The sequence below is a fragment of the Ruegeria sp. CDSA020 genome, from assembly GCF_059612345.1.
This window is the reverse complement of record NZ_JBXWQK010000010.1, coordinates 1-12557: the sequence shown is the minus strand read 5'-3', so window position 1 is coordinate 12557 and position 12557 is coordinate 1. Positions and strand designations below refer to the sequence as shown.

The following is a 12557-nucleotide window of genomic DNA, read 5'->3' as shown; positions in this document are numbered from 1 at the left end:
CCTTCATCGGTGAACGCAGCACCTGCGTGGATTGCAACCTGCATATTCGGTTTTTACCCTCGCGTTCGTGCACATTATCTGCTGGGTTACAGGCTGTACTCCGCACAGTCAAACCAGGCGGAGTAAAATCTCTGGGCCAGACCCAGTGCCATGAATACAGAAAATCGTTAAGCGGCGGCAAAATTCTGTCTTGAAGTCCGTAACGAGAGGCATTAATCGACACCAAGTGCCCCTATAGCTCAGCTGGTAGAGCAACTGATTTGTAATCAGTAGGTCCGCGGTTCGAGTCCGTGTGGGGGCACCATTTAATCTTTAAAAATCAATAAGTTACGCGATTGTTGCTCGCGCACTTTTGCTGTTGGTCGCGCGATCAGACATATGGCAGACATTTTGCGCAGGCCGACATTGGTAGCCACAGGGGGCCATGATTCTGGGGGCCTCAGTTGGGCGAAAATACACGATAAGCGGATTATAGGGGCGTCAGCCCTGATTGACGCATAGCCATCACCCGCAAGCTCTTCATCGCCGTGCAATCCGCCCCTTTATCGCAGACGGCCTGCATTCGTGGACGTATTAGGGCGCGACAGGGCTGTGATCCCGGCCAATGGGGGTGCAACGTCTGACGCAAACCCAAGTCAGACAGAATTTGTCCGACCACATGAAGTCGTTGGCGATCTTGCACCACGACCTTTTTGACGGGAAAACCACTCCTCCTGTAATTCGCAGGTTGGTACAGTGACCACAGGGGGGCGCGGTCATGGGGCCGCTTATCTCAAGCGCCTTTTTCAGCCGAAAATGCGGCGCATAAGTAAATGGACACCTCCACCCAGATCGGACCCCACCCCCCACTACATAGGGGGGGTATGTTATACTAGGCCATGCAGCCAACGCCGCGCTCGCACGTCTCGGCACCTCGTGCCCAAGCGGTAGTAAACTCAGCAGGGCGCATCGGGGTGTGCAGGGCGATACCGCTCAATCCGCATCAAACCCGCTGGAACGTAACGGACATAACAGAAACATAACGGATATACTCCACCTAACTCATTGTTTTTATTATATTGTTATGTTTGTTATATTTGTTACGTATATAAGTTCATCATAATATAAATATCAAAAATACGTATATACTACATAGGCAACGCGTACTTGTGCCACGTATCCCCCGCGAAAATCGTCCGAAAAACACACGATTTCAGGCCCCCCTCACAACGTAACAAACGTCACAAATCCATTTTTTTGTGAATGATTTCAATGCGTTGATGTGTTATTTTGAAACGTAACAAATAGGGGGCAGGTTCAGGTATGACGCCAAACAGCCTACCGGATATATCGAATAAACACGGATAAATGTGCGGGGGTAGGCCCGACGAGCCAGCATGAATATCCCCCCAGAACCCGGCTCAATGAGTACAAAAAAAAGCCCCCATGCCAGTGACACGGGGGCGAGGATGTCCACTGGTGACACGAACCCTGTGGACACTGGAATGGGGATTGATCAGATCGACTATGCGCGGGCGTGTAGTTTCAGGGCCGCTTGAGACCGCTCCGCCTCGGCTTCCCACGTTTCGACATTCATAACCGGGACCATCATTAAGCCGGATGTTCGGCTGGTATTGGCGGCTTGCTCTTTGGCGAGCTTGTCGCGGGCCACGATGGTTTTGAATAGCCGGTCGAATGCTTTGGAGGCGGCGTCGGCCTCGGCTGCGGTCAAACTCTCTTGGCCCATGTATTCGCCAAAGCGTTTTTGCAACTCGTCCACGTTGGGGCAGTCATCAAATTTGACGGGGCGCACTTGTTTGGCGCGTTCTGCAAACAGCAACTTGGCGGCGTCTACGTTACCAGAACGGGCCTTGAGTTCCAGCGCCTGCCGGACTCCTTGTTCTACTTCGGGTGTCATGTCGAAATCCTCACATCTGCCCACAACAATATGGCGGCTGAATCTGCGTGGCAAACGGTCTCAGATTGCGGGGTGCAAACGCCATCTCATTACCCTGTGGAAACATGGATTACCGTTTGGGAGCAATCGCCTAAGCGCATAAAATGGGGGCGTGAAATGAGGACAAAACGATGCTTAAAAATGACGTGCCGACCGGGATGGATTTTGACGAGAAGGACATGCGCAAGGACTTGGATTGGGCGATCCAAAACCGCCTCATGTTTGGTGCGTTCAACCTGCTTTCAAACGACAAAAGCCTGTATGCGCGGAAGTTCTTCTGCTTCCCGGATTTCGAACTGGCGCTGGCAGACATGCAGGACAACGCCGTTGAATATTTCCGTCGCAAGTCTGGCCCCAGAGTGACCCACGCCCGCGTCTATGTGTTGGACGGTCGGCGCGGCAAATCCGAATTTCATGGTTTTGAATGGAAGCCGGTTAACGGCGGCGGGCATGGGCTAACCCGGATCGACTACCGGGCTGAGTATGAAGAGAGCGACCCATATGCAGGATACGCGATGATGGCCCTTATGGAGCAAAAGGGGCCACAAAAGGTGTCCACAGTGGCCCGGGCGGCATGGGCGAAGATCGGCGACAAGGTTTCCAACTTATACCCAGCCGCCGATTATCCCAAAGTCGCCCATATGATCCTGCTCCGCAAATCCCTGCTGCGCATGTCACACCTGAACCCCTGCATCATGCGCACCCGTGGCAAGGACGTGCGCGGTCACGACACCATGATTGAGCATCTGGGTATCTATGACCAGCAACGCCGCTGGTTCTTTTGAATCGAAAAGGACGCCCCCCAAAGCCACAGGTTTGCTTGCGCACAACTCAGAATGGAGCGATGTTGTGGCGATCAAGTAAATTCGGTTTGGGGATTCTATGAAAGTATTCATTAGTTGGAGCGGGAAACGCAGCAAAGCGATGGCTGTAGCGCTCAAGGAATGGTTGCCACTAATTCTGCAATACGCAGAACCTTGGGTGTCGGATAAGGACATTGGAGCGGGCGACCGCTGGGCGCAGGCAATTGCGGGTGAACTCGAAACCTCCAACTTTGGCATTCTGTGCATCACACCTGAAAACCTGAACTCTGAATGGATTTTGTTCGAAGCCGGGGCTTTATCCAAGTCCATGCAGGACGCGAAAGTCATTCCACTACTCTTCGGACTTGAGCTTAGCGATTTGAGTGGCCCGTTGTCTCAATTCCAAGCCATCAAAGTTGATCAACAAGGCATGCTTGATGTTGCCAAGTCCATCAACGATGTTGCCGAGAACAAAGCTGCCGACGCGACCATTGAGCAATTGGTTCCAGCACTGTGGACACAACTTGAGGGCAAGCTCGCTGAAATCCCGGACAAGGGAGAAGCAGAGAAGCATATGCGTCCGCAGACCGAAATCCTTGAAGATTTGGTGTCACAGGTCCGCGGCCTCGGCGCTCGTATGCGAGACTTTGACCCGGAAATGATGGAACGTGAAATCAGGTACTCGTACCCTCGGTCCCGTGATCTTGATCCACGTTTTTTGGACGAAATGATGCATAGGATGATGGACAGTCGGGACAGCGATCTATCTCTGGCCCTGCTAGCCGGCTTCGTCCGAGATAGAATGCCTTGGCTGGCAGAGGTCTTGATTGAGGCTCGACGCGATCTAAAGAACGCATCACCGTCTCAAGCAAGGGAAATTGGTCACAACTTGATGAAGATTGTCGAGATGACTACCCGTGGCCCTTGGGGTGAACGGATGATGAAAACTAAGTCGGGCCACATTCTGATGATGGAATTGCCCCACTTTGTGGATCGCGCAATCTCATTCAAACTTGACCGTCACATTGCAGAAGGCGTTGAAGACGATTCCGACAACGACGACAGTTAGCAGCGTCCAAGGATATGTTAGCTATTCGCCATTGTTTCGTTGGTTCTACGGGGCTGATTTGTGATTGGGGGCGGGAGGCCACGAAAACGCCTATCGACCCCACATACCGCGCCTCAGAGGGCGACAGAGCCGGTATCAGGCCGTGGCCCAGTCGTCGCTATCGTCGCCCCAATCAAATGATTGAATGCCCATGTGATCCAGGAACATTTGCCGCGCCTCGGGAAGCGGTGGCAGGAACAGGTGGCGGGCAACGCTGGAAACGCCGTTAATCGTTGATCGGGCATTTTTCGCCCCTGTGGTGACTGGTTTCACGGCGGCGCTGCCACCCCGCGCCGACAGGCCTTTACCTGCGTAGCCTTGTCGGACAAAGTGTTCATGCAGAAGGTTCGCTCGGACCGCCCATCCTTCGGCCTTGAGTTCGGAACCGATTGGCAAAATTCCCTCCCGTAGCAACTCCCGCAAAATCCGGTCTGGGCCGGTGGCGGACTCCATTTTCTGCTCATCCCGACCGGCGGTGTATGGAACGCGTGTCGCCTTGAAGTGACCAATATCCCGTGTCCACAGGTGGTGCATGAACGCGCCCAACTCGGGCTTGTAGGTCGCCCGGAACTGACCCCAGAATGCCCGATCTTCGGCATGTTTGGGTGATACCTTGAGAACAAACATGCGCCGGTCATGACGGGCGAGGTGCGCGACATAGGCGGCATTGGAAGTCATGAACACACGGGCGCAGTTTCGTGCCTCGACTGCCGCAATGCCTTTGGCGTTGTAGCTCAAGGTTTCATTGGTAATCAGGGCTTTGAGCTTGCTTTCAAGTTTGCGGTCGTTCGGCGCTATCGCCTCTTCAAAATGAAGGAGCAACTTATCCTTGGCGGCGGAATTGAACTGACCGACAAACGTATCTGCGTCTGCCGTTGTTCCGCAGTATTTCGGGCCGAACAACTCGCGCAGAATTTCCATGAAGGTTGATTTCCCGGTGCCTTGTTCTTCGCTTTGCAGGATGATGGCTGTTCCGGGCAAGTCCGATGGCTGTTGTACCATATGTGCGAGATAGTCGAGAACGTAGGCCGCGCATGTCTCGTCTCCGGCGCAAACAATGTCGCGGATCAGATAATGGATAGCAGGCCATTCCCCGGCGACCGGCTGAGTGCCCCAACCCTCAAATGTGTTCAGGACACGCCCCTCGGGCCGCATGACAACCCGCTCTGTCACCCCGTAGCACATCTCCCGCTTGAAATATCGGGGTGACATTGGGGAATCCAACCATTCCTGCGCGGCCGGTTTGATGATGGGTGCGCCGTTTTCATCCCAACCAGCCAACACCTTGTCTTGGCGGCGGGCGCGGGCAAATTCGGGTTCTGTCCAGCAGGCATATGCCCCTGTGAAACCGTCCGGCTGGTTGAGGAATACCATTTTCTTACCGCCGTAGTTCTCGATGATGTGGTACATTTCCTTGTATTTTCGAAAAACATTTCGGCGGTCTATCTGCGCTTCCTCAAGCACCATAGCCATCATGTACCGGTTCATTTCGGCAGACTCGGGCAAGTCGTGCCCAAAGGCTTCAAACGCCATCTGGATTGCCAGCAAACGTTCAACTGCCCGCTGCTTATCTCGTTTCTCAAATACATCCCGTACTTCCCCCAAGTCCCGGACGCCGCGTTCGAGATAGCCAACAACCGGGGCCAACGCGTCGGTGTCGCAGTGTCTCCGCATCACGGCTTGCTGCAACAGGGTAAGGGCATGATGCTGAACGCGGTAATTCACGTAGTCGCTCTGTTCCGACAGGCTTTCGCGGGTCAGGTCTTCAATCACCCCGTCTTGACCTTCGGACAAAGCCCGCTGCCTGCGGTTCGCCTCGGTGGTGACTTGAGCAGCTTTCCAGTCATCGGCCCAGAGCCGATCCATCTTGGCCAAGCGCGTTTCGCCGCTGCCATCATCCATCTGCATAAGTGGACTGCTGGCGAGAATGTTGTAAGCCCGCTGCTCATCCGTGCAGAACTCGGCTAATGTGTGAATGATACCGATACGGGCCTGTGAAACGTCGCCGCACTCACCAGTGCGGAACGCGCGACCATGGATGCCGTTGCCGATGATAGCCCGCAATCGCGCCTCGCTGCTTACATAAGGTGTGATCTTGGTGTCCACAGTGGGTCGCGCCACTGGCTTCTTGGCGAAGTCGCGCAGCAGGTTATTTGCCGCCTCGCTAATGTCCGGGGTGTCGGTGCAATCATCGACCGCGTTGCCTGTGATCAGAAGGCAGCTGGTGAAAAGCAAATCCAATTCCACATCCCGGACGGGCAGCTTTTCTTTATGGTGCTGCACATCAGGGCCGCGACCGATATAGTGCAACCCGCGTCCAGAGATTGACCGCTCACAATAGGTGAAGCCACCAAGCGCCGACGCCAGCGCCTCGCGGAGCTTTGTCGCCATCGGCACAAATGCAGCGGCGACTTTCTCCATGGGATCGAGATCGAGGCAGATGAAATCATTGCCGACGCCCAAAACGAACATGAGGTTCAGGCTGGGGTCTTGCTCGACCGCTTCAAGAACTTCTTCATACGAGCAAAGGTAATCCGGGTTTTTCCATCTCGCCCCGGTGTCGGCGTTATCAACGATGACTTTGCCATTGCGGACGGGGAACGGTTTCTTTTTCCCGCCTGTGGATACTAACCAGCTGCGGCTGGCTTTCATTTCAGGTGGGATCATAGCAAAGCGTATTGTGGCGCTTGGGATGGGGGCCACAGCGGAAGCATCAAATGGTGTGGTCAATCGCGGCATGACTTCTGCCTCATTCCGTATCGAAAACGGGATTTTGTCTGACATACGTCTGCTTGGAAGCAGCAGGTCAGATTACCCCTTTGATTTTTATGGGTAGTTTGAGATTGGCCCGCTGATCATTTGTCAGCGAGCCGATTTTTTGAGGGCGATACAGGCTCAATGCCCACCGCTCGGCCCGTCCATCTTCGCAGGGGGCTGTTCCGCGCCAATGGCCTTTTCAAGTTCGCGCTGTGCCTCTGCCAAGAACTTGCCGTCAGCCTGTTCTTGAACTCGTTTAAGGTCAACGTCGGTCATGTTTTGCCATGACGCTACGGTCTCGATTGTAACGCCTTGCGCCTGAGCCGTCACAGCGAATGCCTTGAGACGGTTTTGGGCATGGGATTGCATTTCCCTAGTCTGCTTTACCTGCTCAATTTCGGAGGCGTGTTTAACGGTGTCCACAGGGTTTGCCGCTATTGGGGCTGGGTGACTGGCTTTGGGTGTAGCACCAGAATACAGAACAGCCCCGGTCATGTCGCAGATCACGGATTGGCGGACAAAAGCGTCAGGGGCGATATGAGGCAGCGGTTCATATTTGCTTTCCAGTCGATCCTTCGGGTTGATGAACTGGTGGCCTGCCTGCGGTGGCTGATTGAAACGGCGGATGGCATCGTGATACCGCGCCGTGCGAGCCAACAGTCGCGCGAAACCGGGACAAGCTTGCATAAACTCACGCATCAAGGTGTGTAGTTCTGCCCCCTCCTTTTGCAGCGCCGTGTAATCGCGCTTTTGCTGTTCATCTCGCACCCGGACTGTGACCAGCCGATGCAATTCCTCCAATCGTGGCAAGGCATCGCTGAACATGTCCAATTGCCCTTGCAGCGCCAACAGATCACGTTTTGCACTTTCGCGGTCGTCGTCTTCGGTGGTGATGTCCCGGACAACCTTCTGTTTTTCGGTAATTTCGCCTTCGAGATCGCCAATGAGGGACTTGGTTTCGTCGATGAGGTGTTGAACCGCGTCTGGCGTGAAGGATTTGCCATGGGTTTTCAACGCCCGCTTAATCTCGCCGCTCAAGTTCAGTTCTTTCGTAATTGCCTCGGTCATTTCAGCGTTCCACTTCTTGGAGTGATTGTACCCATGCCGCGACGTCTGAATATCGCCACGCCACGGTGTTTGCGCTCGTCTTGAGCGGTTTGGGAAATTCGTTGTTTCGGATTTTCGCGTACAGGGTCGAGACGGACAGACCCGTCAAATCGACAACCTGCTGACGCCGGAGAAGTCTGATCTCGTCCATTGTGTCGCCCTCAATTGCTGTTCTGCAATCAACGTAAGCGGCGTGTTCAGCGTGCGCGTGTGATGTATGGGGAGGCCCCCCAAATTTCACACAGAGACACAGCGACCACAGTTGGGCGGGGCGCTTCTGTCATTCGAGGCATGGGGCGTCTATTTGGCCACTTTCAAATTCCGCGTTGTAAGGCGGTTTTAGGGGCGTCGTGTGTGTTGGGGCATTTGTGGGAGTGATCGCCTTGCGATCCTAGCAACAGCGCGACACTTGGGGCGTCGAGGTCATATCGGGGATGGGCGTGAGGGGCAGAGCGTTAGTTTCGATAGTACGCGGTATGCGCCGCAGATTCGGTGAACCGTGTGTCTTCGAAATGGGCGGCGCAGACGCGGGCGACAATTGCGCAGGCGCAATCGTTATCGTTGGCATCATTGTGCGAAGCTTGTAGCCCGAACTCTTCGACAAGGATGGTAACTAAAGTTTTCATCAGCGCCTTCCGCTGATCGGCGGTCGCGTTGGGCCGCCGTTTTCCGGGTTTTGGACGTGGAACCAGATTAAGTTCAAATTGAAGGTCGCGGAAGTGACGGTGTTCCACACCCCAGATTTTATATGCCGCGGTCATTCGGTTAACCAAATCCGCTGCCTCGTCCCATGCTGCTTGGTTTTGCTTTTCCGCCGCCACGTTTAACAACCGCAGTACCAAGTCCCGTTGTGCGTCGGGATCAAGAGCGCAATAGTCATTGAACGCCTGAACTCGATCAGGGATTGCCGGGTATCCAAGTTCACGCAGTAGCACGGCATCGCTGGTCCGAATTGCAGCAATGATCGGTTCGGGATAGGTGCGCTGTAGGTAGTGGGTCAGCAGGCCCACGGGATCGGTTGCGCTTGTCATACCGCCAGTCTCACCACATTGGATTCTCGCTGCGTGATCAATGCGGCCCAATCATCCAATACCTTGGCGCGCTGGGGCAATTGGCTGGACATGTTGTAAACCCGCGCGACCGCTGACGCCGCCGACCCTGTGGCGGCGTGATTGAGGATGCGATCCACCACACCTTCATTGGCCCCGGATTCCGCCATTACTGTTGCAAAGGATGTGCGGAAATCATGAAACCGCCAAGGCTCAAGATCAGGCAGAAGTTTGTCCAGTTCCCGCTTCATCTTGCTGAACCCCGAAACCGGGCTGTTTCCTGTGGTCGTGAAAAGCAAATCCCAATCGCCTTGCTCTGGCAGTTCCGCCAGTGCGGCCTCTGACAAGTGAACGATATGGGCGCGTCCTGATTTGGTGCGAGCAGCAGGCAGGGTGAAGCGCTGCTTCTCCAGTTCGACCTCAGACCAGCGTAGGTGCGCAATGTCCGAGCGGCGTTGCGCAGTCAGGATGAGCAGGCGAACTATCGGTGTCCACAGGGGGCTAAGGAACTCGGCGGCGTCATAGATGGCGCGGATTTCGTCCAGCGTCAGAACCCGGTCGCGTGGTTTTTCCCGCACTGCGTTTGACAAACCAGCGCCGATGTTTTCATCCGTATATGACCGCTGCCATGCGAACTTGCCGAATGCACTCAATGCCGCCTTGTAGCGGTTTGCATGGATCGGGGCACTTGCTGCGGTCGCGTCAATGAAAGCCTGCATATCGCGCCGGGTCAGCTTGGAAATCGGCTTGGTCGAGTGGTCAGCCAACGCGGTCTGTAACTGGCGGTAACGCTCAGCGCCGGATTTTAGGTTGTCGAGATGAAGCGTCTTGTAAGCGTCCAAAACTGTGGCGACCGTTGTATTGCGGATTTGCTCGGCCTTGCGGTCGACGCCTTCCATGGCCTCTTTCTCAAGCGCGATTGCTTTCTCCCGTGCCTCAGACAGGCTGATGGCAGGAAAACGGCCAAGGGTGTGGCTACGCAGGGGACCGCCACGAATGCGCTTTTCAAACACCCAAGTTTTGATCCCAGTCGGGGTTACTCGAACACGAAGACCAACCCGTAGGCTGTCCGATACGTCATAGCGCTTGTCCCGCGCCTTAAGCGCAGCCACCGAGCGATCCGTCAATCTGACACGTTCAACCATATCCAAACCCTTTCAAACTGGCCGACCTATTTCTGGTCTGGCCTCTTCATCCGTAGGGCGACGGGGATCTGCGCATCAACAAGAAATAAGATCACTTTTCCTGTGCTGCTGTCAGACATATGGCAGACAATTTCACAAATCACGCGTCGCATTCGCATGTAACAAATGATAACGCCTCGCAATGCGGCTGGCACCGTTAATGGAATGAAATCAATCTCTTAGATGCAACGCATCGCAATGGTTCGCACGCCCTTGCAACACCCTTGCTACTTGATTTGTAATCAGTAGGTCCGCGGTTCGAGTCCGTGTGGGGGCACCATTTCACTCTAAGATTCCTTCTGTTCCTTGATTTTGCTAAAGTCACAATGTTTGGGACAGCGCAGGCGCTTTGCGCAACGAAGAGTTTCTCCGAGGACTTTTTCTGATGGCCTGCGTAAATGGGGTGGTGGTCAAAGGCGGCGATTGAATTTCCGCAGGTTGCATCGGCGAAACGCATTGTGTTCATAGCCTTATGGCCTTACTGGTGCTTTCAGCCTAAAAACTGGCCCAACGCGCTGTGCGGGCGTGATGGAATGGTAGACATATCAGACTTAAAATCTGAAGGGCGTATGCCCGTGTGGGTTCGAGTCCCACCGCCCGCACCACCTCTGACACCCTGATTGATTTTCAAGTCTCGATGCAGCGGAACCTCTCCCGATTTGCTTTGGTTCGGGTTCGGCGGGAATTGAATACCGGGATTGGTCCAGCGCAAAAATCGGTGTCGTGCATTAAATGTCCAATATCTATCCAGCCTAAGGTGAGGGCCTGTCAGGCTACACCTTCCAGTTCCTGCATGTTAGCATCCCGTAAATTTCTTCAGGAGACACCATATGCCGTTGACCGTGAAACAAATGATGGAAGCTGCGAACTCCACCGTCGAGCGAATCCAGAGAGCCAAAGCGGTCGAGATCTTGGAGCGAGGTGGCCTGCTTCTGGACATCCGCGATGCAGCGGAATTGCAGCAGACAGGGCGTGCTTCGGGGTCTCATCATATCCCGCGCGGTATGTTGGAGTTTCGGGCCGATGACACTCTGCAATCACATGATCCAGAGCTTCGCAAAGATCGCCCAGTTGTCTTGTATTGTGCCTCGGGTGGCCGCGCCGCCCTTGCGGGAAAGCTGTTGCAGGACATGGGGTATGAGCAGGTCTATAACCTGGGTGGCTTGGTCGATTGGGTGAATGGCGGGGGCGAAGTCGCCTAGCCAATAGGAAACGCCAGAACCCGAGCTGTGATCGGTCGAAAGGTCAGGTCAGGCGTTGAGGAATGTCCTGACGGCGGCCTCGAACTCACGCGGTTTTTCCGCATGCAACCAATGTCCTGCACCAGGTATTTTTGCAAAACGTGCCGAAGGGAACATTCCGCGGATCACTGAGCGATGTTCAGGCAGCACATAGTCGGACTCCCCCCCGGACAAAAACAGTGTTTGACCACCCCAGGATGCGTCTATTTCAGGAAAGCCCATGATCTTGGGCATTTCAGAGGCCAAAGTATCCAGGTTCAAAAGCCAACGCTGTCCGTTGATGTCGAGTGACTGCGTGAAAAAGCTCTGAAGGGATTTTTCGACTCCGTTGTCGGCCAGTTGTTGTTCAGCGTCCGAGCGACGCTCGACCCGGGAAAGGTCCACCGCGCGCATCGCTTCAATAAACTGAATCTGACTGTGGCTATAGGCCACCGGGGCGATGTCTGCCACCACCAGTTTGCGCAGCTTTGCGCTGTGCAGCAGGGCTAAAGTCATGGATGCCTTGCCGCCCATCGAATGTCCGACGACATCTGCCTGTCCGCCGAACTGGACGATAACTTCGGCCAGATCATTTGCTAGATCGGAATACCCATGGTCATGCGTCCACATGCTGTTTGCGTGGTTGCGCATATCAACCGCCACAACTTGCCGCTCGTCAGATAGCCGGCGGGCGATGACCCCCCAGTTCCGGGCCGAGCCAAATAGGCCATGGGCGATCAGCAAAGGGGGCTTGTCGGTTGGTTCACCATGTATGATCGTGTTCAGCATATAACCGTGATACCCGCCGCAATCTGAAACGGCCAGCCCCATTGTGGCCCCTGTTCCACATGGGTAAACTGTCAGCTCAGGAGGCCGCAGCATGCCGCAAGACACAGATATACAAACCCAAATTGCGCAGACCATACAGCTGTTGCGTGACAAGTTGGGTGTGCGCGACAAAACGCTGACCGCCTCGGTCAAAAAGGCCAAAAGGCAACTGCCGCGCCGGATATACAAACAGGCAATGGTTCTGGCACAAGCAGAGCAGATGGCGGCCCATCCAAAACTGCGACTTGTGCTGGACAATCCAAAACTGATCCAGGCCTCGGAAGAGGTTCAAAAACATCTGGGGGGTATCAATTTGGCGGATCGGAGGATGGGATGGTTTCTGGGAATGCTGGGCGGGCTGACTTTTAACCTGTTGGCCTTTTCTGCTTTGTTGCTGATCTTCATGTTGTGGCAGGGGCTTATCTGACCACAAAAAAAACGGCGCCGGATTGGCGCCGTTTTGTTCTTGGATGACTGAATTCTTACAGGTTTGGATAGATAGGGAATCTGGCGCAGAGGTTTGCGACTTCGGCTTTGACTTTGGCCTCGGCCTCACCGTTACCGT

11 protein-coding genes and 3 tRNA genes are annotated in these 12557 nt (G+C 54.6%); 7 read left to right on the top strand and 7 right to left on the bottom strand.

Annotation, left to right across the window (positions count from 1 at the left end; genetic code table 11):
• The first annotated feature begins 228 nt into the window (after positions 1–228).
• Positions 229–304, top strand: a tRNA-Thr gene (locus tag AC2FJW_RS16505).
• Positions 305–1504: 1200 nt separating this feature from the next.
• On the opposite strand, the gene AC2FJW_RS16500 is transcribed toward AC2FJW_RS16505, so the two are convergent.
• On the bottom strand, positions 1505–1897 hold the full coding sequence (locus AC2FJW_RS16500) for a hypothetical protein (RefSeq protein ID WP_496750715.1): 393 nt from the start codon (positions 1895–1897) through the stop codon (positions 1505–1507).
• Positions 1898–2067: 170 nt separating this feature from the next.
• Between AC2FJW_RS16500 and AC2FJW_RS16495 the strand changes: the two genes are divergently transcribed.
• The gene (locus tag AC2FJW_RS16495) at positions 2068–2721 is read left to right on the top strand and encodes a hypothetical protein (RefSeq protein ID WP_496750713.1); all 654 of its coding nucleotides are present in this window, start codon (positions 2068–2070) and stop codon (positions 2719–2721) included.
• Positions 2722–2818: 97 nt separating this feature from the next.
• Positions 2819–3808 carry a toll/interleukin-1 receptor domain-containing protein gene (locus AC2FJW_RS16490; protein ID WP_496750712.1) on the top strand — a complete coding sequence of 330 codons (990 nt, stop codon included), beginning with the start codon at positions 2819–2821 and terminating at the stop codon, positions 3806–3808.
• A 135-nt stretch (positions 3809–3943) separates the two neighbouring features.
• On the opposite strand, the gene AC2FJW_RS16485 is transcribed toward AC2FJW_RS16490, so the two are convergent.
• The 5 genes from AC2FJW_RS16485 to AC2FJW_RS16465 form a co-directional block, all read right to left on the bottom strand.
• The gene (locus tag AC2FJW_RS16485; RefSeq protein WP_496750711.1) at positions 3944–6514 is read right to left on the bottom strand and encodes a DUF5906 domain-containing protein; all 2571 of its coding nucleotides are present in this window, start codon (positions 6512–6514) and stop codon (positions 3944–3946) included.
• 228 nt (positions 6515–6742) lie between these two features.
• Positions 6743–7672, bottom strand: a complete 930-nt coding sequence (locus tag AC2FJW_RS16480; RefSeq protein WP_496750710.1) for a hypothetical protein — start codon at positions 7670–7672, stop codon at positions 6743–6745.
• A gap of 1 nt (position 7673) precedes the next feature.
• The gene (locus AC2FJW_RS16475; RefSeq protein WP_366871110.1) at positions 7674–7862 is read right to left on the bottom strand and encodes a helix-turn-helix transcriptional regulator; all 189 of its coding nucleotides are present in this window, start codon (positions 7860–7862) and stop codon (positions 7674–7676) included.
• 304 nt (positions 7863–8166) lie between these two features.
• On the bottom strand, positions 8167–8742 hold the full coding sequence (locus AC2FJW_RS16470) for a hypothetical protein (protein WP_496750709.1): 576 nt from the start codon (positions 8740–8742) through the stop codon (positions 8167–8169).
• Positions 8739–9905, bottom strand: a complete 1167-nt coding sequence (locus AC2FJW_RS16465; protein ID WP_496750708.1) for a tyrosine-type recombinase/integrase — start codon at positions 9903–9905, stop codon at positions 8739–8741. Before AC2FJW_RS16465 ends, AC2FJW_RS16470 begins: the two co-directional genes overlap by 4 nt.
• Positions 9906–10136: 231 nt before the next feature.
• Between AC2FJW_RS16465 and AC2FJW_RS16460 the strand changes: the two genes are divergently transcribed.
• The 3 genes from AC2FJW_RS16460 (at position 10137) to AC2FJW_RS16450 (ending at position 11146) form a co-directional block, all read left to right on the top strand.
• Positions 10137–10224 (top strand) — tRNA-Thr (locus tag AC2FJW_RS16460).
• Between the two features lie 239 nt (positions 10225–10463).
• A tRNA-Leu gene (locus AC2FJW_RS16455) sits at positions 10464–10549 on the top strand.
• Between the two features lie 225 nt (positions 10550–10774).
• The gene (locus AC2FJW_RS16450) at positions 10775–11146 is read left to right on the top strand and encodes a rhodanese-like domain-containing protein (protein WP_496750707.1); all 372 of its coding nucleotides are present in this window, start codon (positions 10775–10777) and stop codon (positions 11144–11146) included.
• A 48-nt stretch (positions 11147–11194) separates the two neighbouring features.
• On the opposite strand, the gene AC2FJW_RS16445 is transcribed toward AC2FJW_RS16450, so the two are convergent.
• The gene (locus tag AC2FJW_RS16445) at positions 11195–11995 is read right to left on the bottom strand and encodes an alpha/beta fold hydrolase (protein ID WP_496750779.1); all 801 of its coding nucleotides are present in this window, start codon (positions 11993–11995) and stop codon (positions 11195–11197) included.
• 49 nt (positions 11996–12044) lie between these two features.
• Here AC2FJW_RS16445 and AC2FJW_RS16440 point away from each other — a divergent pair, with 49 nt between their 5' ends.
• Entirely contained in the window at positions 12045–12419 is a 375-nt protein-coding gene (locus AC2FJW_RS16440) for a hypothetical protein (protein ID WP_142638198.1), read from the top strand.
• Positions 12420–12557 lie beyond the last annotated feature (138 nt).